The 23,877-nt window shown below is 57.4% G+C and carries 24 protein-coding genes; 11 read left to right on the forward strand and 13 right to left on the reverse strand.

The window, feature by feature from the left end:
* Positions 1-13 precede the first annotated feature (13 nt).
* The 6 genes from ACTF5F_RS02515 to ACTF5F_RS02540 are packed head-to-tail and all read left to right on the forward strand — an operon-like array spanning position 14 to position 6,625.
* Entirely contained in the window at positions 14-1,792 is a 1,779-nt protein-coding gene (locus ACTF5F_RS02515; protein WP_438955309.1) for an acyl-CoA dehydrogenase C-terminal domain-containing protein, read from the forward strand.
* A gap of 45 nt (positions 1,793-1,837) precedes the next feature.
* Positions 1,838-2,050 carry a hypothetical protein gene (locus ACTF5F_RS02520; RefSeq protein WP_438955310.1) on the forward strand — a complete coding sequence of 71 codons (213 nt, stop codon included), beginning with the start codon at positions 1,838-1,840 and terminating at the stop codon, positions 2,048-2,050.
* A gap of 19 nt (positions 2,051-2,069) precedes the next feature.
* Complete coding sequence (locus ACTF5F_RS02525) at positions 2,070-2,702, forward strand: glutathione S-transferase family protein (RefSeq protein ID WP_438955311.1); 633 nt, start codon at positions 2,070-2,072, stop codon at positions 2,700-2,702.
* A gap of 11 nt (positions 2,703-2,713) precedes the next feature.
* The gene (locus ACTF5F_RS02530) at positions 2,714-3,925 is read left to right on the forward strand and encodes an acetyl-CoA C-acetyltransferase (RefSeq protein ID WP_438955312.1); all 1,212 of its coding nucleotides are present in this window, start codon (positions 2,714-2,716) and stop codon (positions 3,923-3,925) included.
* 5 nt (positions 3,926-3,930) lie between these two features.
* Positions 3,931-4,371 carry a hypothetical protein gene (locus ACTF5F_RS02535; RefSeq protein WP_438955313.1) on the forward strand — a complete coding sequence of 147 codons (441 nt, stop codon included), beginning with the start codon at positions 3,931-3,933 and terminating at the stop codon, positions 4,369-4,371.
* 52 nt (positions 4,372-4,423) lie between these two features.
* On the forward strand, positions 4,424-6,625 hold the full coding sequence (locus tag ACTF5F_RS02540; protein ID WP_438955314.1) for a 3-hydroxyacyl-CoA dehydrogenase NAD-binding domain-containing protein: 2,202 nt from the start codon (positions 4,424-4,426) through the stop codon (positions 6,623-6,625).
* 136 nt (positions 6,626-6,761) lie between these two features.
* Here the strand turns inward: ACTF5F_RS02540 and ACTF5F_RS02545 are convergent, their stop codons facing one another.
* Entirely contained in the window at positions 6,762-7,214 is a 453-nt protein-coding gene (locus ACTF5F_RS02545) for a Hint domain-containing protein (RefSeq protein WP_438955315.1), read from the reverse strand.
* 641 nt (positions 7,215-7,855) lie between these two features.
* Here ACTF5F_RS02545 and ACTF5F_RS02550 point away from each other — a divergent pair.
* Positions 7,856-9,481 carry an AMP-binding protein gene (locus tag ACTF5F_RS02550; protein WP_438955316.1) on the forward strand — a complete coding sequence of 542 codons (1,626 nt, stop codon included), beginning with the start codon at positions 7,856-7,858 and terminating at the stop codon, positions 9,479-9,481.
* A 268-nt stretch (positions 9,482-9,749) separates the two neighbouring features.
* Here ACTF5F_RS02550 and ACTF5F_RS02555 read toward each other — a convergent pair whose 3' ends face one another.
* From ACTF5F_RS02555 to ACTF5F_RS02575, 5 genes are all read right to left on the reverse strand, one after another.
* Positions 9,750-10,094, reverse strand: a complete 345-nt coding sequence (locus tag ACTF5F_RS02555) for a hypothetical protein (protein ID WP_438955317.1) — start codon at positions 10,092-10,094, stop codon at positions 9,750-9,752.
* Positions 10,095-10,228: 134 nt separating this feature from the next.
* Positions 10,229-10,372 (reverse strand): hypothetical protein, encoded by a 144-nt coding sequence (locus ACTF5F_RS02560; RefSeq protein ID WP_438955318.1) that lies wholly within the window; start codon positions 10,370-10,372, stop codon positions 10,229-10,231.
* 137 nt (positions 10,373-10,509) lie between these two features.
* Positions 10,510-10,740, reverse strand: coding sequence for a hypothetical protein (locus ACTF5F_RS02565; protein WP_438955319.1), 231 nt, complete (start codon positions 10,738-10,740; stop codon positions 10,510-10,512).
* Between the two features lie 32 nt (positions 10,741-10,772).
* Positions 10,773-11,060, reverse strand: a complete 288-nt coding sequence (locus tag ACTF5F_RS02570; RefSeq protein ID WP_438955320.1) for a hypothetical protein — start codon at positions 11,058-11,060, stop codon at positions 10,773-10,775.
* Positions 11,057-11,536 carry a hypothetical protein gene (locus ACTF5F_RS02575; RefSeq protein ID WP_438955321.1) on the reverse strand — a complete coding sequence of 160 codons (480 nt, stop codon included), beginning with the start codon at positions 11,534-11,536 and terminating at the stop codon, positions 11,057-11,059. The genes ACTF5F_RS02570 and ACTF5F_RS02575 overlap by 4 nt, the downstream gene beginning before the upstream one ends.
* 228 nt (positions 11,537-11,764) lie before the next feature.
* Here ACTF5F_RS02575 and ACTF5F_RS02580 point away from each other — a divergent pair, with 228 nt between their 5' ends.
* Positions 11,765-12,751: a hypothetical protein gene (locus ACTF5F_RS02580; protein WP_438955322.1), complete on the forward strand. Its 987-nt coding sequence runs from the start codon at positions 11,765-11,767 to the stop codon at positions 12,749-12,751.
* A 66-nt stretch (positions 12,752-12,817) separates the two neighbouring features.
* Here ACTF5F_RS02580 and ACTF5F_RS02585 read toward each other — a convergent pair whose 3' ends face one another.
* The 7 genes from ACTF5F_RS02585 to ACTF5F_RS02615 form a co-directional block, all read right to left on the reverse strand.
* On the reverse strand, positions 12,818-13,309 hold the full coding sequence (locus ACTF5F_RS02585; protein ID WP_438955323.1) for an SPOR domain-containing protein: 492 nt from the start codon (positions 13,307-13,309) through the stop codon (positions 12,818-12,820).
* Positions 13,310-13,999, reverse strand: coding sequence for a hypothetical protein (locus tag ACTF5F_RS02590; protein ID WP_438955324.1), 690 nt, complete (start codon positions 13,997-13,999; stop codon positions 13,310-13,312). It lies immediately after the preceding gene.
* A 124-nt stretch (positions 14,000-14,123) separates the two neighbouring features.
* Entirely contained in the window at positions 14,124-14,756 is a 633-nt protein-coding gene (gene upp / locus ACTF5F_RS02595) for a uracil phosphoribosyltransferase (protein ID WP_438955325.1), read from the reverse strand.
* Entirely contained in the window at positions 14,753-15,739 is a 987-nt protein-coding gene (locus ACTF5F_RS02600) for an adenosine deaminase (RefSeq protein WP_438955326.1), read from the reverse strand. Before ACTF5F_RS02600 ends, upp begins: the two co-directional genes overlap by 4 nt.
* Positions 15,736-16,947, reverse strand: coding sequence for a phosphopentomutase (locus tag ACTF5F_RS02605; RefSeq protein WP_438955327.1), 1,212 nt, complete (start codon positions 16,945-16,947; stop codon positions 15,736-15,738). Before ACTF5F_RS02605 ends, ACTF5F_RS02600 begins: the two co-directional genes overlap by 4 nt.
* Entirely contained in the window at positions 16,947-18,251 is a 1,305-nt protein-coding gene (locus tag ACTF5F_RS02610) for a thymidine phosphorylase (protein WP_438955328.1), read from the reverse strand. Before ACTF5F_RS02610 ends, ACTF5F_RS02605 begins: the two co-directional genes overlap by 1 nt.
* A 2-nt stretch (positions 18,252-18,253) precedes the next feature.
* Positions 18,254-18,646, reverse strand: coding sequence for a cytidine deaminase (locus tag ACTF5F_RS02615; protein ID WP_438955329.1), 393 nt, complete (start codon positions 18,644-18,646; stop codon positions 18,254-18,256).
* A 147-nt stretch (positions 18,647-18,793) separates the two neighbouring features.
* Here ACTF5F_RS02615 and ACTF5F_RS02620 point away from each other — a divergent pair, with 147 nt between their 5' ends.
* The 3 genes from ACTF5F_RS02620 (at position 18,794) to ACTF5F_RS02630 (ending at position 23,859) form a co-directional block, all read left to right on the forward strand.
* Positions 18,794-21,073, forward strand: coding sequence for an NADP-dependent malic enzyme (locus tag ACTF5F_RS02620; protein WP_438955330.1), 2,280 nt, complete (start codon positions 18,794-18,796; stop codon positions 21,071-21,073).
* Between the two features lie 114 nt (positions 21,074-21,187).
* On the forward strand, positions 21,188-23,080 hold the full coding sequence (locus ACTF5F_RS02625) for a propionyl-CoA synthetase (protein ID WP_438955331.1): 1,893 nt from the start codon (positions 21,188-21,190) through the stop codon (positions 23,078-23,080).
* Positions 23,080-23,859 (forward strand): HalD/BesD family halogenase, encoded by a 780-nt coding sequence (locus ACTF5F_RS02630; protein WP_438955332.1) that lies wholly within the window; start codon positions 23,080-23,082, stop codon positions 23,857-23,859. The genes ACTF5F_RS02625 and ACTF5F_RS02630 overlap by 1 nt, the downstream gene beginning before the upstream one ends.
* Positions 23,860-23,877 lie beyond the last annotated feature (18 nt).

Raw genomic sequence — 23,877 nt, forward strand, 5'->3', positions numbered from 1 at the left:
GAAGATAGAAAAGATGCCAAGCTACACAGCACCGACCAAAGATCTTCAATTCGTACTGCATGACCTTTTGAAGGTCAGCGAACAGGATATTCCTGGGTTCTCCGAACTTGACCGCGACTTTACAGCCGCCGTCCTCGAAGAAGCTGGCAAGGTGTCATCCGAAGTCTTGGCACCCCTGAACGTCGTTGGCGACACCGAGGGCTGCGTCCTTGAAAATGGTGTTGTCCGTACACCAAAGGGCTTCAAAGAAGCGTTTGAGCAAATGAAAGAAGGCGGCTGGACTGCCATGGATGTGCCAGAAGAGTTTGGCGGCCAAGGTCTGCCATACGTCATGCACACTGCCGCTCAGGAACCAATGGTCAGTGCCAACATGGCGTTCAACATGTACCAAGGTCTGACCCACGGTGCGTTGTCCGCTATTCTTGACCACGGCTCAGAAGCACAGAAAAACCTCTACCTGCCAAAACTCGCATCTTGTGAGTGGACAGGCACAATGAACCTGACAGAACCACACTGCGGCACAGACCTTGGCCTGATGCGCACCAAAGCGGTTCCACAGGAAGACGGCACATACAAAGTCTCCGGTCAGAAGATCTTCATCTCTGCCGGTGAACACGACATGTCCGACAACATCATCCACCTGGTGTTGGCAAAAATCCCAGGCGGCCCAGAAGGCATCAAGGGTGTCTCCCTCTTCATCGTACCGAAATTCCTGCACGACGATGAAGGCAACCTTGGCGCGCGCAACGGCGTTAGCTGCGGTAAAATCGAAGAGAAAATGGGCATCCACGGCAACTCAACTTGCGTGATGAACTACGACGAAGCCGAAGGCTACCTCATCGGGGAAGAGCATAAAGGCATGCGCGCCATGTTCGTCATGATGAACGAAGCGCGGTTGGGCGTGGGTCTGCAAGGTTACGCACAAGCCGAAGCTGCCTACCAAAACGCGGTTGCTTACGCGAACGACCGTTTGCAAGGCCGCGATGTGACAGGTGCAAAAAACCCAGAAGGTCCAGCCGACCCACTGATCGTTCACCCTGACATCCGCCGCAACCTGATGGACCAAAAATCCTTCGTCGAGGGCGCGCGCGCGTTCACATACTGGGGCGCGTTACTGATCGACAAGGCCCACAAGAACGACGACAAAAATGCCGACGGCCTGATCTCCCTGATGACACCTGTTATCAAAGGCTTCTTGTCCGACAAGGGCTTTGAATATGCCGTTGCTGCGCAGCAGGTTTACGGTGGGCACGGTTACATCGAAGAATGGGGCATGTCCCAGTTCGCACGTGATGCACGGATCGCGATGATCTATGAAGGCGCAAACGGTGTTCAGGCGCTTGACCTCGTGGGCCGCAAGCTCGCACAGGATGGCGGCAAGCACGTCATGGCGTTCTTCGAGATGATCAAGACATTTATCAAAGAGAACGAAGGCAACGAAGCGCTTAAAGCAGACTTCCTTGACCCCCTGAAAGAGGCGTCGAAGGACCTACAAGCGGCGGGCATGTACTTCATGCAAAACGGAATGAAAAACCCGAACAACGCATTGTCCGGTTCGTATGACTTCATGCACATGATGGGGCACGTCTGCCTCGGCCTGATGTGGGCCCGCATGGGCAAGGCTGCGATGGAGGCCCTTGAAGGCGGCGCATCCGATAAAGAGTTCTACAAAACCAAGCTCGCAACAGGCCGCTACTACATGGCGCGCCAACTTCCAGCGACCAAAACACACCTCGCCCGGATCAACACCGGTGCCGATACTGTGATGGCACTGGAGGCTGCGAACTTCTGATCTTAGGGTGGGCAGGAATGCCCACCTAACCACTTTGAGGACCAGATGCACAAACGACTTCGCCTGAAGCGCCGCTTCCCCGTCGCCATGACAGAGGACGGCTATCGTAGGCTCAAAAAGTTCGCTCAGGACAGTCATCTGGAGGAGGGAGAGGCGCTATCTTGTATGTTCAAAAACTTCGACAGCGTCATCAATAAAGATACTTTCGGCCACTGCCTGAAAATCTTTCAGACGGGACTGCCATGCCGGAATCAATAGCGCAGATGGAGGTCGCGATATGACAATCAAATTGCATTGCTTCGGCGAAAGCGGCAACGCCTACAAAGCGACCCTTGCCCTCGAACTTGCTGGCCTCGATTGGGAGGTCGTCAAAGTTAATTTTTTCGCTGGTGCCGCCCGCACAGATGAATTTCGCCAACAAAACGTGATGGCCGAAGCACCCGTCCTCGTCGATGGCGACTTCACCCTAAGCCAATCTGGCGCAATCCAGCAGTACATCACTGATAAAACGGGAAAATTCGGTGGTGAGCTGGATGAGAAATACGAAGTTCTGCGCTGGGTTCTGTGGGACAACCACAAGCTCAGCTCACAGGCTGGCATGACCCGCTTCCTGATGAACTTCCTGCCCGAAGAAAAGCGCCCAGCGCAGGTGATTAGCTTTATGCAAAGTCGCCTCGCCTCCGCCTACAAAACACTGAACACGCACCTAGACGGCCGCGATTGGATCGTTGGTCGCAACGTCACCAATGCGGACCTCTCCTGCTGTTCTTATCTTTACTATCCAGAACCATTTGGATTTGACCGCACAGAATTTCCCAACATCGACCGTTGGCTGACAAACATCTCAGACCTCGACGGTTGGAAACACCCTTATGACCTGATGCCCCGTGCCTTCCTCGGTGCATCCTGAAGGAGAAGACTATGACGGAAGCCTATATCTACGACGCCGTTCGTACACCGCGCGGCAAAGGCCGCAAAGACGGCAGCTTGCATGAGGTCACCTCTGCACGCCTGTCCGCTGGCGTTCTGAACTCCCTGAAAGAGCGTAACGGCCTTGAAGGTCATGCTGTTGAGGATGTGATCTGGGGCAATGTGACCCAAGTAGGTGAGCAAGGTGGCTGTCTCGCACGGACGGCAGTTCTGGCCTCCGACCTTGATGAGCGAATCCCTGGCCTTGCCATCAACCGCTTCTGCGCCTCTGGCATGGAAGCTGTGAACCTTGCCGCGAACCAAGTCAAAGGCGGCGCTGGCCAAGCCTATATCGCTGGCGGCGTTGAAATGATGGGCCGCGTGGCGATGGGCTCTGACGGGGCCGCGATTGCTGTGGACCCATCGATTGCGATGGAAACATACTTTGTACCGCAAGGTATCTCTGCCGACATCATCGCGACAGAATACGGTTTCACCCGCGACGACGCAGACTCCTTGGCTGTCCGCAGCCAAGACCGCGCAGCCGCAGCTTGGGCCGACAACCGGTTTGAAAAGTCCATCGTCCCTGTGAAGGACGTCAACGGTCTGACAATCCTCGACAACGACGAATACATGCGTCCTGGCACAGACATGCAGGCGCTTGGGTCTTTGAACGCATCCTTCCAGCAAATGGGCGAAGTGATGCCAGGCTTCGACAACGTCGCCCTGCTAAAGTACCCACACCTCGAAAAAATCAACCACATTCACCACGCAGGTAACTCTTCCGGTATCGTGGATGGCTCAGCCGGTGTTCTGATCGGCAACAAAGAGTTTGGTGAAGCCTACGGCCTGAAGCCACGCGCCAAAATTCGCGCGACGGCAAAGATCGGCACCGATCCAACCATCATGCTCACAGGCCCTGTGCCCGTGACAGAGAAGATCCTTGCCGATTCTGGTATGTCCATCAGCGACATCGACCTTTTCGAAGTGAACGAAGCCTTCGCGTCCGTCGTCTTGCGCTTCATGCAGCGCTTTGACGTCGACGACAGCGTAGTAAACGTCAACGGCGGCTCTATCGCGATGGGGCACCCACTTGGTGCAACTGGCACAATCATCATAGGAACCCTGCTCGACGAGCTGGAGCGCACCGGCAAAGGCACAGGTCTTGCCACGCTCTGTATCGCATCCGGCATGGGCGCCGCAACCATCATCGAAAGGGTCTGATCTGAATGGGTGCAATAACAGCAAGCGAAGCCAAACAAGTCTTCCAAGACTTACTGGACCGCGTCACCGGCTCTTACCTGAGCCGTGATTTCGACGCCTTCGCTTATGTCGTCCATTTGCCCCACCACATTTCAACCTCCTTTGAAACCATAAACATCCGGGAGCCTCACCACCTCAAAGCAGTCTTCGACGCTGTTTGCACTTTGACCCACACTGGCGAACCAAACCTCACTGCGGTTTGCCATGATGCGAAACCAAAAGGTCGCGACAGGATCGACGGAAGCTATTCAAACCTGGCACCGGACCATGCGGTCCTCACTGCGGAAATCAAATGCCAAACAGTTTTGATGTGGATTGGAAATGAATGGAAAGCCTGCATGTCACGCTACGAATTCGCCAAGGATGATGTTGTCGCGGTCGCACTGAGCGCCGCAGTAAGTACTTAGGGTCTCAATCGGCCCACCAGATAAACCGCCCACACGCGGACAGGAGAAGAAAATGACAGATTTCACAATGGCCACAGACACTAATGGCGTTGCCGTCATCACATGGGACACACAAAGCAAGTCCATGAACGTGATGAACCAGCAAGGTTTCCTCGACCTTGATGCGCTCATCGACCAAGCCCTCGCAGATGACGCCGTCAAAGGCATTGTCATCACTTCTGGCAAAAAAGGCTCCTTCGCGGGCGGTATGGACCTCAACATCATCGCAAAGATGAAAAAAAGCGCTGGCGACAACCCAGCGCAAGGTCTGATGGACGGGCTGATGGCCTCTCACGGTGTGCTGCGCAAAATCGAACGCGCTGGCATGGACGCCAAGACCAACAAAGGCGGCAAGCCGATCGCAGCCGCCCTGCCTGGCACAGCCCTGGGCATTGGTTTTGAAATCCCGCTCGCCTGCCACCGCATCTTTGCCGCCGACAACCCAAAAGCCAAAATTGGCCTGCCGGAAATCATGGTCGGCATTTTCCCAGGCATGGGCGGCACAACACGCCTTGTGCGCAAACTGGGCGCGATGACAGCCTCCCCCTTCCTATTGGAAGGCAAGTTGAGCGATCCGCAGAAAGCCAAGGCCGCTGGCCTGATCGACGAAGTTGTGCCTGCGGATGAGCTTCTCTCCGCTGCGAAGACATGGGTTCTGTCAGAGCCCTCCATCGTTAAGCCTTGGGATGAAAAGGGCTACAAAATACCCGGCGGTGCGCCATACCACCCAGCTGGGTTCATGACCTTCGTCGGTGCCTCCGCCATGGTCATTGGCAAGACAAAAGGCGTCTACCCAGCGGCTAAGGCCCTGCTGTCCGCAGTTTACGAAGGCGCGCTCGTACCCTTCGATACAGCGATCAAGATCGAAGCCCGCTGGTTCACACATGTCTTGATGAATCCAAGCTCCGAAGCGATGATCCGCTCCCTCTTCATCAACAAGGAAGCGCTGGAAAAAGGTGCGAACCGCCCTGCTGTTGACGACGAAACCGTCAAAAAAGTCGGTGTTTTGGGCGCAGGCATGATGGGTGCGGGTATCGCGCTTGTTTCCGCCCTTGCAGGCATCGAAGTTGTCCTGATCGACCGCGAACAAGAAGCAGCTGACAAAGGCAAAGCTTACACAACCGCGTATATGGACAAAGGCATCAAGCGCAAAAAAGTGACCGAGGAAAAGAAGGACGCCGTGCTCGACCTGATCAACGCGACAACCCACCTTGACGCACTGAAAGGCTGCGACCTGATCGTTGAAGCTGTGTTCGAGGACGTGGGCGTCAAAGCGGAGATGACAAAGAAAGTCGAAGCCATCGTAGGCGAAGACTGCATCTTCGCATCCAACACCTCCACCCTGCCAATCACAGAACTCGCCAAAGCGTCCAAACGCCCAGAGCAGTTCATCGGCATCCACTTCTTCTCTCCCGTGGACAAGATGCTGTTGGTGGAAATCATCAAAGGCAAGGAAACAGGCGACCGCGCCGTGGCCAAATCGCTCGACTTCGTGCGCCAAATCCGCAAAACGCCAATCGTTGTCAACGACGAGCGCTTCTTCTACGCCAACCGCTGCATCATCCCTTACATCAACGAAGGGATCCGCATGGTCAAAGAAGGTGTAGAGCCTGCATTGATCGAAAACGCGGCGAAACTCGTCGGTATGCCGCTTGGCCCGCTTCAGTTGACGGATGAAACCTCCATCGACCTCGGCGTGAAGATTGCGAAAGCGACCAAAGCCGCTATGGGCGACGCTTATGACGACGCACAGGACGAAGTTCTGTTCTGGATGTTTGAAGAAGGACGCTTGGGCCGCAAATCAAACGCTGGCTTCTACGCCTACGACGAAAAAGGCAAACGCCAAGGTCTGTGGGAAGGTCTGTCAGAGAAATTCCCAGTGGCCAACGATCAGCCTGACCTTTTGGAAGTCCAGCATCGCCTGCTCTTCGCGCAAGTCCTCGAAGCGGTCCGCGCGTTAGAGGAAAACGTGCTCGAAGACATCCGCGAAGGCGATGTTGGCGCGATCCTCGGCTGGGGCTTTGCCCCTTGGTCCGGTGGCCCGTTCAGCTGGCTCGACATCATCGGCGCGCCCTACGCGGCGGAGCGTTGCGACCAACTGACAGCGGCACACGGCGAACGCTTCACAACAACAGCCCTGCTGCAAGAAATGGCCGACAGCGGTCAATCCTTCTACGCACGCTTCGGCACAGGCACTGACGCAAAAGCAGCCTAGGCCCTGAAAAATCAAAACCGCCATGCTGGGGTTCATCAGCATGGCGGTTTTTTGTGTTCGATTGTGCCAATCTAAAGGGAAGGGGCACTAGCTTCTCGAAGTGCCCCTTTCCAAAACGCTTGGCTTCCGGAATGCGCTAAGCTGCTGCGTTAAATACGGTTTTCGCCTCATCGAGTGAGACGGATCCGGCATCTTCTTCTTCCAAGAAGCTCACCAACAAATCTGCCTGTTCCAAAGGCATCACGTTGTAATCGGCTGGCTCAGCCGCCAGCTCCAACGTGTCCACGGTGCGCGGACAAAAGAAAAGCGCGCCGACGTTGGCAAAGATTACTTCGTCACGAGCGAACTGGATCACCACAACTTCAAACCGTCCGTGTGGTTTGCAGCGTGTGATCCCACGGAACCCGTCCAAAGCTTCGGCGGGTATCATCGCGAACGGATCACCGAAGACGCTTTGGGCCGTTTCGCCTTCCACCAAGACCGCTTGCTTCGACATCAGCGTTAGCGGTGCGGCATTGCCCAACGCATCGGCTGGGACGGTCAGCGGCCAGCCCTCCGGCATATCTGTATCCGCATTGGCATAGATCACCTCGCGCTTCACTTACACGACGGTTTGCATCCCGCCATCAAATGTCAGCACTTAGTCGCCTGGCGCAACCGCCTCGACTACCCGCCACACTTGTGGTGTGGCAACTTTTGTTCCTGCGACAACGCCCTGTGGGCAATCAGCCAAACACTCCGGCTGCTGCTGCCCAATATAGGCAACTTTGTCATTCTGTGATGTAAAACCCAAACCAAACATAATAGCGACCCCTTTCTCTGAAATGTAATGTGAGGTGCTACTAATCCGAGCACCCGATCTCAGTGAGCGCGATTCGCGTGCCGCGTTTGCGGTCTGAATAAGGTATAATTGTGTCACTGTTCAGGCCGAGAAGGTAATCTGCCGACGTTCATTCAAATTGTCTTAAAATTGGAAACAAGATCAGCCTGCAAAGTGGTTTGATCCAACCCTATGAAAACAATGGGATTTGTGGCGCAGCGACAAAGGCTGAAAGCCGCACCAACCTATACAGCAATCGGCAATCACAAAAAAACGCCTGTCCAAATGCGGTTTTTGACAGGCTACAAATGTGGCGAAATTGGCCTATCGCTGCCGCCAAATGCTCTATTGTCTGACATTTGAGAATCGGCATACCTTGAAGCCCAACTCGCACGTAGGGGAGGCGCGCCATGGGATGGATGTCAGACGAGACCGGGCTTGATAAATGCGCGGCAAACTATGTGCCGCTCACACCCCTGAGCCATCTCAGCCGTGCCAACATCGTTTATCCAGACAGGACCGCGCTGATCTATGGCGATCACCAATTGACCTACCGCCAGTATCATGCACGCGTGTCGCAACTGGCCTCCGCCCTCGTCAAAGCGGGCGTGAAGCCCGGCGATGTGGTCGCAACGATCCTTCCCAACATTCCCGCCCAGTCAGAGGCCGCATTTGGCGTTCCCGCCTGCGGCGCGGTCCTCAACACGATCAACACGCGCCTCGACGTCGACACCATCGCCTATATCTTCGATCATGGGGAGGCGAAAGTCGCCTTGGTAGACAGTCAATTCCTGCCTTCGGTGATGCAGTCCGTTGAGCTGATGGAAGGCCCCGCCCCGCTAATCATCGAAGTCCCTGACCCAATTGCGGGTGTCGCAGGCATTGGCGAGCAGACGGATTATGAGGAATTCATTGCCAACGGCGATCCCGACTTCGAATGGATCTTGCCACAGGAAGAATGGGAAAGCCTCGCGCTCAACTATACCTCCGGCACCACAGGGCGTCCGAAAGGTGTCGTCTATCACCATCGTGGCGCGTATCTGATGACAATGGGCACGCCGATCAGCTGGCAGATGACGCTTTATCCGACACTGCTGCAAATCGTGCCGCTCTTTCACTGCAACGGCTGGAACCACACGTGGATGATCCCCGTCATGGGCGGCACGGTTGTCTGCTGCCGCGACATCACGGCCAAAGCGATATATGACGCCATTGCCGACCACGGCGTCACCCACTTTGGTGGCGCGCCCATCGTGCTCAACCTTATCGTCAACGCAGCCGACGACGAACGCCGCCCCTTCAACCGCACGATAGAGGTGTTCACCGCTGGCGCACCGCCCGCACCGGCAACGCTCGAAGCAATCGGAAAACTCGGCTTCAACGTCACCCAAGTCTACGGCCTGACCGAAACTTACGGCCACGTCACTGAATGCATCTGGACCGACGACTGGGATGGCCTGCCGCAAGACGAACAAGCCGCGATCAAGGCCCGCCAAGGCGTCGCCTATCCGCAAATGGAACATGTCACCGTCCTCGACGACAAGATGGGTCAAGTCGCGATGGACAGCGACACGCAGGGTGAGATTGTCATGCGCGGCAACTCTGTCATGAAGGGCTACCTTAAGAACCCCGAGGCCACGGCCAAAGCCTTCGCTGGTGGCTACTTCCATTCCGAGGACCTCGCCATCCAACACCCCGACGGCTACATCCAAATCTCTGACCGCGCCAAAGACATCATCATTTCTGGAGGGGAAAACATCAGCTCGGTCGAAGTGGAAGGCGCGCTCATGCACCATCCTGCCGTCAACCTCTGCGCCGTGGTCGCAAAACCCGACGACAAATGGGGCGAAGTGCCGTGCGCTTTCATCGAGTTGAAAGAAGGTGCCACAGCGGATGCAGCCGAACTCATCGCCTTCACTCGTAAACGGCTCGCTGGCTTCAAATGTCCGAAGAAAGTCCTGTTCCAAGAACTGCCAAAGACATCAACGGGTAAGATCCAGAAGTTCGAGCTGAGAACGCTGGCAAAATCGCTCTGACGCGGATGAAGAGCACCTCGTCACCTGTAGATATGTTCGCCATGTTTGGCTACTTTGGCGGCTTCGGCTACGCCGCTTATCTGCAACTGGTGAAGTCATCTTAGTCTTACGACCATCTCGTTGCCACGGGGCATTCACCGGAAGAAGCAACCGCTTTTGTTGAGGCCTACGCAACGCACCGATCGATCGCTTTGTATGTCGGAGGCGTCTCCCTCGTCGTAGCAATCGTTTCGGCCATGGTGTTTCGGGAACCGAAGTCCCAAAGACGCTAGTAAGCCAGCGCCACCCAAATATGCACCGCGATCAATGGGATAATTGCAACGGACATCCCGACATGAAGCGCGAGCCATGTTAGGTAGCCGCCCCGTGTCTGAAATCGCACGATCTGTTTGTTCAGGATGCCCGTGATCCCAATCAGCAGAAACAGAATGGTCAGCGCCAACATCCACGTATGCCAGACCCGTGCCGCGTGGAGCCCGAACAGGATCACGGTTGTTATACTAACCCAGCGGTGCTGGATCACATCATTCACTCGTGCCTGCCCAGTCCAGCGGTTGTAGAAGAGCACCCATTGGAACGTCATGGCGGCGAGCAATCCGACACCTGTGATCACCTGCCAAACAAAACTGACATCTTCTGGGACAAGCCGCCCTTACCAACCCGACAGCAGCGCGGCTGAGACTATGCAAAGCCCGACCAACCCGAAGAAAGCATAGGGCGTCTGAACAATCGCGCGGGGCGTCGACATCACGGCTGCCTTCCCGCATCGGAAATGATGATCAACTCCTCCATCACCTGAGGGGACGCGGCTTGCCCGACAGCGGCTAAGAAAGTCTCCAGATCAGGCAGGGCTTTCACCCCGTCACTTGGCCAGTCGCCCCCAATGGCCACCTCCTCCGAAAACCCAGCGACCTTATCAAGATAGAGCGCATAAGCCTACTCCACGGCTTCATAAAGCTGCTCTTTCATCGCCAAATACTCATCCGCCCCCAAACTGCCCTGCGGATAGGTCCACGTCGTGGTCCCCATCACATCGCCCATCCTCCAATCGTTTTTGGGCTATCGTCATGCTCATTATGGCAACTTACGCAAGGACCGGCAGAGGCGAAATCGGGGAACATGCCAACCACGCCAACTCCTTCAATGGCCGAAAAAACCAGACCGCCACTTGCCTTCACCTCCTCAAACGTTGCCATCTGCGCCGCATCAAAGAGGTTTGATTTATTGATCGGCTCATCGGAGCCGAGATAAAGGCTCAACCGCGTTGGCTTCGCTTCTAACCGTGCGCTGGTCAGCCATAGGAATAAGGCGGGCGACGGGCCTTCTCCACACCCTGCTCCGCCCAATCTTCGCCAAATCCCAGACCAGCCTTCTTCCGAGCGCCGACGATCCGACTGGTGTAAATCTGCCGCGCCGCCTGATTCACGGCGTTCACGGCTGTGAACACATGTGCCGCATTCACCTGCCGTTCCATGCTTGCGACTTGCCTATGCTCCGGCAGCGGGGCTGGCGCGGTAACAAAGAGGAAAATCGCCAGACACGAAAACACGCCCGGCAGGATAAAACGAAATGTAATCATGGCGTCTTCCCTTCATATTGTTTGGTGGTCCCATACGGGCTCGGCCCGCTTTTCAGGTAATCGTGGAGCGCGTCGGCACTGAAAGCCTCCGCCACGACGGTAGGCACGCGATGCACATGGTTCCCGTGGAAGTCGTGACAGCCGAGGCCACTTTCCCACGCATTCGCTTTGATCAGCGTGACATGATCGATGTCCAACGGGTCGGAATTCAGCTTCAGCGGCTCATGATAGGCTTGGCAGAAATCAAGTGTGGCAAAGGCGCGCTCATCCGTGTGTTCCGTATGGAAGCCCAGACAGGAGGTGGCTTCGACCACATCCAAAGCGTCGCGAAACCGCGCCTCCCGAAACCGATAGATCGGATGCCGATCATTGGGGCGATCATGGCATCCGATGCAGGTGGCCGACGTGATCGGCTGATAGCCAAATGCGCCCACGTGCCCAGCGCATATTGCAAGTTGGCCGGTATCTGCTGCCACCACATGACTTCTGGCGTGCGGTGACATTCCGCACAAGCCAATTCGTCTCGGGGTCATTTCATGCCTTTAGTCGTAGTGATTTGAGCGCTCGGCTCTCAAACCTCGCAGCACGCTAGGGAGTATTGGTTAAGGGATGGTTAAATGGTGAGCGGGCCGTGATGACATTGGCTCAGATGCGCTGTTCAACCGGTTGTGATTGTGCATACTGCCGAAAAACTCGGCAGGCACATGACAGCACTCGATCAGTACGAAAGACTGGAAAGCGAAGGGCTTTGGCGCGAGACGAAAGACGCCCAACGCCGCGATACTGTGGTGTCCTTCGGCAACGCCACGTTGGTGATTTCCGATGCCGCTGGTCGCCCCCTAACCCACTGGTCCCTCCCCGCAATCGTCCGTCTGAACGAAGGCACCAGACCCGCCTTATTCGCACCTCAAGCCGATGCGGATGAAACGTTGGAAATCGCCGACGAATTGATGATTGATGCGATCGAAAAGGTGCGCAAGACGCTCCTCACTGGCCGCCCCCAAAAGGGTAAACTTCGGTCTGTGCTGATCGTAGCAGGCATCGTTGGCTTTGCAGCCTTGGCAGTCTTTTGGTTCCCTGGAGCTGTCAGGGAACAAACATTGGGCGTCGTACCCGCCTCCAAACGGGCAGAAATTGACGCCGCCATCCTTCAAAACATCCGCGAAACGGCGGGGCCGTTCTGTGCTAACGCGCGCGGACGGGCGGCGCTGCAATCGCTGGCGACGCGGCTCTTTGACACTGAACCAAGGCCAACCATTGTCGCAACCTCAAGCGCCGTTGGCGGCTCCGTCGTTCTCCCCGGTGGCACCATCGTGATCGACAAATCGACTTTTGAAACCGTCGACGAACCCGCGATCACAGCGGGATACATCCTTGCGGCCCAAGCCCGCGCTGACGCCGCTGATCCCCTTGGGAAGGTGATCGACGGGGCAGGAATTCAGCCGACACTCAGGTTTCTGACGACGGGCGATCTGGCGGCAGAGCATATCGCGGCCCACGCAAACGCGCTGATCGACCGCGCCGCCCCAAACGCATCGCCCAAGGGACTTGGGGCAATGGCGCAGGACGCCAAGGTGAACCTCGTACCCTATCTTTCTGAAGTTGGTGGGCCTGAGGCCCCAACCGACTACGAGACAGTGATTGTCTTGCAAGACAATGCTTGGGTCAGCCTTCAAGGCATCTGCGACTAAATCCCAGCCCCAAACGAGGAAAAGCACCGCAAGACACGCGCGAGGCCCTTGCCCGGGAGGGCTCAATCAGTTCTTCAGGGATGCGTCCGAAAATTCCATGCCCCGAATGGTTTGCAGGGCTGACTGTTGGTGTGATCCATCCGCAAATGGCCCCGCCGCAACAAACATCAGGTTGCCGCGCAACGTTGTCTGCGCTGGAACGCCCAAAGACTGCAAACGTGCCACCAATTGATCTGCGTTCGCATGGACACCAAAGCTACCAACTTGAATGAAGGGCTTCGATAGATTTGAGCGGGGTGCCACAGCAAATGCGCGTTGCGTTTGAAGCCTACGATTTGGGTTCAACCGACCGTCATCCCAAACCGGTGCGTCGCCTTTAAATGGACCCGCAAGCGCGGTTTGACGACCGGTCGGGTTGGAGGCAGGCACCTCAGGCGTGCCCAAGAACGAAATGGCTGCTTTCGTGCGGGGCCAGACGGGATCGCACACAACGCGATGCCCCCGTTCGGTGTGATCCAGGTTACAAGATGCGCCCATAATCCCGCGATCAAGCTCCATCTACACCGCACCACCAGTGGACAGTGCTACAGCGGCTGCGGGAGACGTCGCCACGGTCGGCGCAGCCATGCCTGGGCATTCGATCAGCTTGCCGGTGTTAGCGCCCGTGTAGCGGATCGGGCTGTTGGCCATCGCCTCACAAATGTCCGCCATCGTCATGCGCGGAACAGGGTCAACAGTAGGCGTTGGAACCACCGCTGGGGCCGCGGCCACGGATGTACCCGCAGACGCAAGCCCGCAATCAATCTCTTTACCCGTTGAGCTGCTGATGAACACTGGTTGGATACCGTATTTTCCCTCACAAACGTCAGCCAAGGTCAGCAGTGGCCGATCGACCAGCGGCGCCGCTGGAACGGGTGCCGGCGCAGGTGTCGTCGCAGTCAGAAGGGCTAGCTTCGCGCACGCCCGTTCGGCTGCTGTCGGCGCTCGCACCAAAGGTGCGGCGACTGCGGGTGCTTCAACCGCAGCAGCAACGTCTGCCTCTGCTGTGTCTGTCTCCGCGGAATTGGCAAACGTAGGTGTGAAGTTACACAGCTGCATGCGCGTGCAATCCACCCGTGGCACCCAGTTGGTCACGCCACTGATGCCCGCGCAAATAAACGTACATCCGTTGCTGTCGACATATTGATTGCCTGCATAATCAGCCGGAGGAAACTCTGCTGGAACACCGCTAGACGACGCATGTGCCATGCCAGCTGTCGTTGAAATCGCTAAAAGTCCTGCCAAAATACTGTGCAGTCACATAATATCTGCCACGAGATCTTGTGGGGGGGGGGGTGCCGCAACACCCCAAACCTGTAAAGGCGAACTTGGCCTATTTTGTACCGAACATCCGGTCGCCCGCATCCCCTAGCCCTGGCACGATGTAACCGTTTTCATTCAGGTGATTATCTATCGCAGCAGTCACGATTGGCACGTCTGGATGCGCCTCCCGCATCCGCGCGATCCCTTCAGGTGCCGCCAAAAGACACATGAAGCGGATGTCATTTGCACCCGCATCTTTCAACTTCTGAATCGCTGCGACGGAGGAGTTTCCTGTTGCCAACATCGGGTCTACTGCGATCACCAACCGCTCCGACAATTCGGTCGGCACTTTGAAGTAGTACTCCACAGGCTCCAACGTTTCTTCATCGCGGTAAAGCCCGACAAAGCCCACCCGCGCCGACGGGATCAATTCTAGGATGCCATCGAGCAACCCGTTCCCCGCCCGCAAGATCGACACCAAGGCCAACTTCTTGCCCGCCAGCTTTGGCGCGTCCATTGGCTCCAACGGCGTTTCAATCCGCTCCGTCTCCATCGGCAACTCGCGCGTGATCTCATAGGCCAAAAGCTGACTGACCTCGCGCAGCAATTGCCGGAATTGCGCGGTGGAGGTCGCCTTGTCCCGCATGATGCTCAACTTGTGCTGCACCAAAGGGTGGGTCACATAGGTTACGTGCTCGGTCATTCTGCCTCCACTCGGCTTATCAGAAACTGACGTGTTGCATCATCGCAAAAAGCCGCCTCAAGCGCCACACCCGTGATCTCACGAAAATCGTCCAAGCTCCAGCCAAACCGCTTTTCCAATTGCACGTATTCATTTGTCATCGTGGTATGAAAGAACGGCGGATCATCGGTCGAGACTGTTACCTTCACACCAGCTTCCCGCAGTTTCTGAATGGGATGCGCCTCCCAACTCGGCACGGCCTTCAACACAACGTTGGAAACCGGACAAACCTCCAACACCACGTCCTGATCGACCAATTGCCGGACGACCTCTGGATCCTGAATGGCCCCAATCCCGTGCCCAACCCGCCCGACACGCAGATCACGCAAAGTCTCTGCCACCATGCTCGGGCCGCCCCATTCGCCAGCGTGACATGTCAGGTGCAGCCCCGCCTCCCGCGCAACATCAAAGCTATAGGCAAAATCACCGGGACGCCCCATCATCTCTGCCCCTGCCATACCGAAACCGACGAGATAATCGCCCGCCGTCTCCGCTGCACACAAAGCAGCAGGCTTGGCCTTCTCCGGCCCTAGATGCCGCAGGCAGGTGACGATGGTGCGATGCACAATGCCAAAGTCACGCTCAGCTTGTTTTGAGGCTTCTTCCATCGCCGCCAGAAACTCCCGCCACGCGGTCAAATCGGACCCACCACAGAAATCCGGCGACACGAACGTCTCGCAATAAATCACCCCATGCGCCGCCGTCTCTTCCAAAGCAGCCAAGGTGAGCCGCTTGAAATCCTCTGGCGTCTGGAGCGGCAGACAAGCGGTATCATAGACAGTCAGGAAATGCTCGAAATCGCGGAAGATGTAATTGCCTGCATCATCAAAAATGCCGCTGATGTCGATGTTTTTCTCCTGCGCCAATCCACGAATGAACGCAGGCGGGGCGGCCGCCTCATGATGCAGATGCAACTCCACTTTTGGCAGGGATTTCATACTCATAAAACGCTTTGACCTTCCCCAGTGTAAGGAACACCCAGATGCGCGGCGACGGTGGCCCCCACATCAACAAACCCCATGTGACCCAATCGCCCTGCGGGGGGCCCAGACATCAAAACCGGCACCCGTTCGCGCGTGTGATCCGTGCCAACCCACGTCGGGTCATTCCCATGATCGGCTGTGATGATCAACAAATCATCGTCCTTCAAGTCTGCCAACACATCGCCCAGCGCGCGATCAAACCACTCCAAATGCCGTGCATAGCCCGACACATCGCGGCGATGGCCATAGGCGCTGTCAAATTCCACGAAATTTGCAAAGACAAACGCTCCATCCTCTGCCGTTCGCGCATATTGGTGTAAGTGATCGAACAGGGACGCATCCGCCCCCTTCACAACATCATCAATCCCACGCATGGAGAAGATATCACCAATCTTGCCCACTGCATGGACAGGATGCCCCGCCGCATGAACCTGATCGCAAAGCGTAGGCGCAGGCGGCGCGATGGCGAAATCCTTGCGGTTTTGCGTCCGCTTGAACCCTGTCTTGGCATCCCCAATAAACGGCCGCGCGATGACGCGCCCGACCTTCATCTCATGCACCATCGGCGCAAGACCCTCACAGAGCTTGAGCAATCGCTCGAGGCCGAACGCCTCCTCATGCGCCGCGATCTGCAAAACAGAGTCGACGGAGGTGTAGCAAATCGGGAAGCCCGTCTCGATATGCTGCGGGCCGAAGTCATCGATAATCGCCGTGCCAGACCCGTGGCAGTTGCCCCAGATCGCATCCACACTCGCAAGCTCACAAATCCGCTGTGTCACAGCCTCTGGAAAGGCCGGCTGTTCATTCGGGAACACGTGCCACTGCCACGGCACCGGCACACCTGCTAATTCCAAATGACCTGTCGGTGTGTCCTTGCCATGCGACACCTCCGTCGCCGCGCCCCAAGCCCCGCGCAGCTCCCCCGTCAAAGGCAGATGATAGGCGCCAGAGGCGAGCTTCAACGCCTTTCCTAGCCCCAGACTGAGCATGTTTGGCACCGCCAAAGGTCCGCTACGCCCGTCGTCTGCCAAACCAGCCGCACAGGCTTTCGCGATGTGGCCCACCGTGTTCGCACCCGTGTCCGGCACGCCGTCGTTGAAAAACTGACCCGCATCCGGTGCGCCGCCGATTCCGACGCTGTCGATCACAACCAGAAACGCGCGCGGCATCACCCGACCTCCGCCAAGATCAGCTTGGGCGTCGCGCCCGCTTCATCCACAATCGTCATGGCTGCCAATACAGCCTTGGCCGCCGCTTCCGCCGCGTCCTCATCCGCCGCATGGATCGTCACCAATGGCTGACCGCGTTCAACTTTCGCATTCAAATCAATAATCTCCGACAGCCCAACCGCGGGATCAATGTTGTCGGTCTCGACCCGCCGTCCACCGCCAAGCCCCACGACAACATTGCCCAACCCTTGCCCATCCATCGCGGCAACATAGCCGCTCCGCGGGGCCAAAACATCACCCACAACAGGCGCGGAAGGTAAATGCGTACGCCAGTCGTCGGCCATATCTGGCGGACCACCCAAGGCGGACACCATATTAGCAAAGCGTTTCAACGCCGATCCATCGCCAAGGCTATCCTCCAGCTTAATCTTGGCAAGCGCCCGCTCCTGCCCCGAAATCTCCAGAACCACGGATCCTAGCGCCACGGCGAGGTCCACCAACCGCGGCGCCACATCGACGTTGCCGGACAGAACTTCCATACAAATGCTCACTTCCAAAGCGTTGCCCAAGGCTGGTGCCAAAGGCTGAGACATATCAGTGATCAACGCCTTCGTAGGACACCCGGCGCCAGTCGCCGTTTCCGCCAGCGCCTCCGCCAGTTCCCGCGCCTCTTCTTCCGATTTCATGAATGCGCCCGATCCGGTCTTTACATCCAAGACCAAACCATCCAGCCCCGCCGCCAGCTTCTTCGACAGGATCGACGCGGTGATGAGATCGACGCTCTCGACCGTTCCTGTCACATCCCGAATGCCGTAAAGCCGCCGATCTGCAGGCGCGATTTGCCCCGTGGCCCCGATAATCGCAAAGCCGACGGAGTCGATGATCTGCCGCAACCGCCGCTCTGGAACGTCGGTCGACACACCCGGGATCGCCTCCAACTTGTCCAACGTCCCGCCCGTATGCCCCAATCCGCGCCCCGAAATCATCGGTACATAGACACCGCAAGCCGCCAACATCGGCGCAAGAATAAGCGAGACACAATCCCCAATCCCGCCTGTCGAATGTTTGTCCAGAGCAGGCGCATCCAATGACCACTTGAGCACATCACCACTATCCCGCATTCCACGGGTCAACGCCACGCGCCCCTCCGGCCCCAAACCGTTGAGGCACGCCGCCATTGCAAAGGCCCCCGCTTGCGCGTCAGACACTGCGCCGCTTGCCAACCCATTGGTAAACCACACCAATTCTGCTTCAGTCGGCGCCACCTTCCGACGCACCTTGGCTATGATGGAGCTGGCATCCACTGCTAAACCTTCGACATGTAAGCTTGATCAAACACACCAGGTAGCAACGCTCCAACCGTTGTCGTGAGTTCGGTACCATCCGTCGTGCCCAAAGTTACAAGAGCCTCGCCCGCCGCAAACTCTGCCAACTTCTGACGGCATCCCCCACACGGGCTGACAGGCTTTGGGCTGTCGGCAATCACGGCGACTTCCGCAATCCCCCGCTCCCCCGCCGCAACCATCGCGGCAATCGCACCCGCTTCGGCGCATGTTCCTTCGGGATAGGCCACGTTTTCGACGTTGCAGCCAACAAAAACCGCGCCCGATACGGTGCGTACAGCCGCCCCAACCTTGAAGTTTGAATAGGGCGCATGGGCGTTTTCACGAACCTTCCGCGCGTCATCCATCAAGGTCATAATCTATCTCCCTCTGGCCGTCTCTCGACAGTATTGAACACCATTCAAGATGCAAGCTGGAATTACTGCTTCCCCCTGCTTCACCAATTCAATATATTGAACAAATTAAAGATAGTTTAATATTAAACTATATTGGAGGACCGCAGCGTGGTACGCTCAAAAAACGATAATTTCCGTCAGTTAGCTCTGGACTATCACCGCACGCCAAAGCCTGGAAAACTCGAAATCCGCGCCACGAAACCTCTCGCCAACGGGCGTGACTTGTCACTTGCCTACTCCCCCGGAGTTGCGGATGCCTGTTTGGAGATTAAAGATACCCCCGACACCGCCCGCGATTACACCGCGCGCGGCAACCTCGTCGCAGTCGTCTCCAATGGTACGGCCGTGCTCGGCCTCGGTAACATCGGCGGCCTCGCCTCCAAACCCGTGATGGAAGGCAAAGCCGTCCTCTTCAAGAAATTTGCCAATATCGACTGTTTTGACATAGAACTCGATGAGCCTGACCCCGAAAAGCTCGCCGATATCGTCTGCGCGATGGAACCAACCTTCGGCGCGATCAACCTTGAAGACATCAAAGCGCCGGATTGTTTTATCGTCGAAAAGATCTGCCGCGAGCGCATGAACATCCCTGTGTTCCACGACGATCAACACGGCACCGCCATCGTTGTCAGCGCGGCCGCAAAGAACGCGCTACGTCTGGCAGGCAAATCCTTTGAGGACATCAAGATCGTCAGCACTGGCGGCGGGGCCGCTGGCATCTCCTGCCTCAACATGCTCCTCAAGATGGGCGTAAAGCGCGAAAACGTCTGGCTGGTTGACATCGAAGGGCTCGTCTACGAAGGGCGGGAGGCGGAGATGACCCCGCAAAAGGCGTGTTATGCGCAAGGCACAACACCCGCGAAACTTGCCGAAGTAATTGAAGGCGCTGATCTTTTTCTTGGTCTGTCCGGTCCCAACATCCTGACCCCCGAAATGGTCGGCAAGATGACCGACACGCCGATTATCTTCGCCCTCGCCAACCCAACACCGGAGATTGACCCCACCGCCGCCCGCCAAGCCAACCCGAATGCGATTATCGCCACGGGCCGCAGCGACGTGCCCAATCAAGTCAACAACGTCCTCTGCTTTCCCTTCATTTTCCGTGGCGCATTGGACGTCGGCGCAACGGACATCAATGACGAGATGAAGATCGCCTGCGTCGAAGGCATCGCCGCCCTCGCCCGCGAAACCACCTCCGCCGAAGCCGCCGCCGCTTATCAGGGGGAAGAGCTCACCTTTGGCCCGGACTACCTCATCCCCAAGCCCTTTGATCCGCGTCTGATGGGCGTTGTCGCCACCGCCGTGGCTAAAGCTGCGATGGACAGCGGCGTCGCGACCCGCCCCCTCGCCGACATCGCTGCCTACAGACAATTGCTGGACGGCTCCGTCTTCAAATCCGCGCTCCTGATGCGCCCCGTCTTTGAGGCCGCCAAAACCGCCCGCCGCCGCATCGTCTTTGCTGAAGGCGAAAGCGAGCGTGTCCTGCGCGCCGCCCAAGCCATCATGGAAGAAACGCCTGAGGAGCCAATCCTAATTGGCCGTCCCGAAGTGATTGAGGCGCGCTGCAAACGCGCTGGCCTCAAAATCAGACCGGGTGAGGACTTCCAAATCGTGAACCCCGAAAACGATCCGCGTTATCGCGCCTATTGGGGCACCTACCATGACATTATGGCCCGCAAAGGGGTCACACCCGACCTCGCCAAAGCGATCATGCGCACCAACACCACGGCCATCGGGGCCGTGATGGTCCATCGGGAGGAGGCGGATAGCCTCATCTGCGGCACCTTCGGCCAATACCTCTGGCATCTGAACTACGTGCAACAAATCCTCGGCACCGATGACCTGCGCCCTGTCGGGGCGCTCTCCATGATGATCCTCGAAGATGGCCCACTTTTTATTGCGGACACGCAAATCCACACGGAACCCACACCCGAACAGATCGCCGAAACCGTGATCGGCGCCGCCCGCCATGCGCAGCGGTTCGGGGTGACCCCCAATATCGCGCTCTGCTCGCACAGCCAGTTTGGCAACCTCGACAGCGACTCCGGCCGCCGGATGCGGGCCGCGATGGATATCCTCCATGCGGAACCGCGCGACTTCGCGTTTGAAGGCGAAATGCACATCGATGCAGCGCTCGATCCTGACCTGCGCGCCCGCGTCTTCCCCGCCGCCCACCTCGAAGGCCCCGCCAACGTGCTCATTTTCGCCAACACAGACGCGGCCTCAGGCGTCCGTAACATATTGAAAATGAAGGGCGACGCGCTCGAAGTCGGTCCTATTCTGATGGGCATGGGCAACCGCGCCCACATCGTCACACCGTCGATCACCGCGCGGGGCCTCCTCAACATGTCAGCCCTCGCTGGCACGCCGGTCGCGCAATACGGCTAACCACCCAAAGCTGCAAAAAAATTTACACCAGCACCCACACGTCCTCAAAACCCACTTGCCGCACTTTCTGATCCTGCCTACCACTGTCTGACAGAGTGGAGGGAGGACCGCCCAATGAAGTACGCAGACGTCTACGCACGCGCCGCCGATAAACCTGAAGAGTTCTGGCTCGAACAGGCGCGGGCCATCGATTGGGTCAAAGCTCCGACAACCGCGCTCGACGACAGCAACGCGCCCCTCTACCGCTGGTTCACCGATACAGAAGTGAACACCTGCTACAACGCCGTCGACCGTCACGTCGAAAACGGCCGTGGCGATCAGGCCGCTATCATTTACGATAGCCCGATCACCAACACCAAACGCACGATCACCTATGCCCAACTCAAGTATGACGTCGCCAGCTTGGCTGGCGGCCTCTTGGCAAAAGGCGTGAAAACAGGCGACCGCGTCATCATCTACATGCCGATGGTGCCAGAGGCGCTGACCGCCATGCTCGCCTGCGCCCGCATTGGCGCGATCCACTCCGTCGTGTTCGGCGGCTTTGCGGCCAACGAACTCGCCGTCCGCATCGATGATGCCACACCCAAAGCCATCATCGCTGGCTCCTGCGGGATCGAGCCGGGCCGCATCGTCGAATACAAACCTTTGCTCGACGGGGCCATCAATCTCGCCACCCACAAGCCAGATTTCTGCGTTATTTTACAACGGGATGAGTGCAAGGCCGCACTCACAGACCGCGATATAGATTGGCAAGAGCTGCAGGCGGGTGTGGACCCCGCCCCCTGTATTCCCGTCAAAGGCGACCACCCCGCTTACATCCTCTACACCTCTGGTACGACGGGTCAGCCAAAAGGTGTCGTGCGCCCGACCGCGGGCCACCTCGTGGCGCTCAATTGGACCATGAAAGCGATCTACCAATGCGATCCAGGTGATGTGTTCTGGGCCGCCTCCGACGTGGGTTGGATCGTGGGTCACAGCTACATCTGTTACGCCCCGCTTATCCACGGCAACACCACCGTTGTGTTCGAAGGCAAACCCGTCGGCACCCCTGATGCTGGCACCTTCTGGCGCGTGATTTCAGAACACAACGTCCGCAGCTTCTTCACCGCACCCACGGCCTTCCGCGCCATCAAACGCGAGGACCCGATAGGCGAAGAGATCAAGAAATACAACATGTCCGGCCTCCGCGCGCTCTACCTTGCGGGCGAACGCGCCGATCCAGACACGATTGAATGGGCGCAACGCACAATTGGCGTGCCCGTCTATGACCACTGGTGGCAGACCGAAACTGGCTACACCATCGCGGGCAACCCCGCGGGGATCGAGGCATTGCCTGTCAAAATCGGCTCGCCCACCGTGGCGATGCCTGGGTTTGACGTCCAGATTCTCGACGAAGGCGGCAACCAAGTCGTCCCCGGCGAACTCGGCGCCATCGCCGTCAAACTTCCGCTCCCTCCTGGCACTCTCCCCACGCTGTGGAACGCCGAAGATCGCTTTAAGAAAAGCTACCTCAACACCTTCCCCGGCTACTATGAGACGGGCGACGCTGGCATGATTGATGAGGATGGATACCTCTACATCATGGCCCGCACCGATGACGTCATCAACGTCGCGGGCCACCGCCTTTCCACCGGCGCGATGGAGGAGGTTTTGGCCGCCCATCCCGACGTCGCTGAATGCGCCGTGATCGGCGTGACCGACCAGTTGAAAGGGCAACTGCCGATGGGATTTGTCTGTCTCAACAAAGGCGTCACAACACCGGAGGATCAAATTAAATCAGACTGCATCAAACTAATGCGCGAAAAGATCGGCCCAGTTGCTGCCTTCAAACTCGTCACCGTGGTTGATCGCCTGCCAAAGACACGCTCCGGCAAGATCCTGCGCGGCATAATGGTCAAGATTGCGGACAATGAAGACTTCAAAATGCCCGCCACAATTGACGATCCTGCCATCCTTGACGAGATTAAAGAGGCATTGATCCAAATGGGTTATGCAAAGGGTCAGTGATGCAGCTTGGGGACATCGTCGATCTTGCAACGCACCCGCTCACCGATGACGCCTACATTGCGAGCTGTGCGGAGACTCTCGATCAGGACGGCGTGCTCGTCCTCCCGAACCTGATCCAACCCAACGCACTCAAAGCGATGCAGGTGGAGGCGGAAGCAGGCCAACCCCGCGCCTATTTCTGCGCACAAAACCACTCCGTCTATCTCACGCCGCACGATCCGGCCTTTCCAGACGACCACCCCGCCAACAGACAAGTCGTCTCCTCCAAAGGCTGCATTTGCGACGACTTGGTTGCCGCTGAAAGCCCCCTTCGCGCACTTTATGATGATCCTGCCTTTCGCAGCTTCATCAAAAACACCGTCCGCCAGTCCGAGCTGCACCCCTACGCCGATCCGTTGTCCTCCATCAACATTCACTACGCGAACCGCGGGCAGGAATTGGGCTGGCACTTCGACAACTCATCCTTCGCGATCACGCTCCTCATTCAGAAGCCCGATGCGGGCAGCGCGTTTGAGTACATCAAAGACCTGCGCGACGCCGACGCGGGCGACATGAACTTTGAAGGCGTCGCCGCCTTACTTGATTGCCGCACCCAGCCGGACGTGCTCTCCATGAACCCCGGCGATTTGGTGCTCTTTCGGGGCCGCAACTCCATCCATCGCGTCTCCCCCAATGAAAGCGACCGCACCCGCATGTTGGCGGTACTGGCGTACAATGCTGAACCCGGCGTTGAACTGTCCGAAAGCGCGCGTATGACGTTTTACGGTCGGTTGTCCTAGGCCCCGCACGCCCTATCA

Origin of the sequence: Cognatiyoonia sp., from assembly GCF_965661665.1 — a bacterium.
Classification (GTDB): domain Bacteria; phylum Pseudomonadota; class Alphaproteobacteria; order Rhodobacterales; family Rhodobacteraceae; genus Cognatiyoonia.

What these genes read in the sequence shown, in the direction of transcription:
- ACTF5F_RS02615 (WP_438955329.1), bottom strand. Translation starts at nt 18,646, where the DNA reads ATGACCTTGATGGATGACGCGCGGAAGGTTCGTGAAAACGCCCATGCG.
- ACTF5F_RS02550 (WP_438955316.1), top strand. Translation starts at nt 7,856, where the DNA reads ATGGGATGGATGTCAGACGAGACCGGGCTTGATAAATGCGCGGCAAAC.
- ACTF5F_RS02580 (WP_438955322.1), top strand. Translation starts at nt 11,765, where the DNA reads ATGACAGCACTCGATCAGTACGAAAGACTGGAAAGCGAAGGGCTTTGG.
- ACTF5F_RS02605 (WP_438955327.1), bottom strand. Translation starts at nt 16,947, where the DNA reads ATGCCGCGCGCGTTTCTGGTTGTGATCGACAGCGTCGGAATCGGCGGC.
- upp (WP_438955325.1), bottom strand. Translation starts at nt 14,756, where the DNA reads ATGACCGAGCACGTAACCTATGTGACCCACCCTTTGGTGCAGCACAAG.
- ACTF5F_RS02525 (WP_438955311.1), top strand. Translation starts at nt 2,070, where the DNA reads ATGACAATCAAATTGCATTGCTTCGGCGAAAGCGGCAACGCCTACAAA.
- ACTF5F_RS02630 (WP_438955332.1), top strand. Translation starts at nt 23,080, where the DNA reads ATGCAGCTTGGGGACATCGTCGATCTTGCAACGCACCCGCTCACCGAT.
- ACTF5F_RS02540 (WP_438955314.1), top strand. Translation starts at nt 4,424, where the DNA reads ATGACAGATTTCACAATGGCCACAGACACTAATGGCGTTGCCGTCATC.
- ACTF5F_RS02590 (WP_438955324.1), bottom strand. Translation starts at nt 13,999, where the DNA reads ATGGCACATGCGTCGTCTAGCGGTGTTCCAGCAGAGTTTCCTCCGGCT.
- ACTF5F_RS02535 (WP_438955313.1), top strand. Translation starts at nt 3,931, where the DNA reads ATGGGTGCAATAACAGCAAGCGAAGCCAAACAAGTCTTCCAAGACTTA.
- ACTF5F_RS02515 (WP_438955309.1), top strand. Translation starts at nt 14, where the DNA reads ATGCCAAGCTACACAGCACCGACCAAAGATCTTCAATTCGTACTGCAT.
- ACTF5F_RS02520 (WP_438955310.1), top strand. Translation starts at nt 1,838, where the DNA reads ATGCACAAACGACTTCGCCTGAAGCGCCGCTTCCCCGTCGCCATGACA.
- ACTF5F_RS02625 (WP_438955331.1), top strand. Translation starts at nt 21,188, where the DNA reads ATGAAGTACGCAGACGTCTACGCACGCGCCGCCGATAAACCTGAAGAG.
- ACTF5F_RS02600 (WP_438955326.1), bottom strand. Translation starts at nt 15,739, where the DNA reads ATGAGTATGAAATCCCTGCCAAAAGTGGAGTTGCATCTGCATCATGAG.
- ACTF5F_RS02570 (WP_438955320.1), bottom strand. Translation starts at nt 11,060, where the DNA reads ATGATTACATTTCGTTTTATCCTGCCGGGCGTGTTTTCGTGTCTGGCG.
- ACTF5F_RS02530 (WP_438955312.1), top strand. Translation starts at nt 2,714, where the DNA reads ATGACGGAAGCCTATATCTACGACGCCGTTCGTACACCGCGCGGCAAA.
- ACTF5F_RS02585 (WP_438955323.1), bottom strand. Translation starts at nt 13,309, where the DNA reads ATGGAGCTTGATCGCGGGATTATGGGCGCATCTTGTAACCTGGATCAC.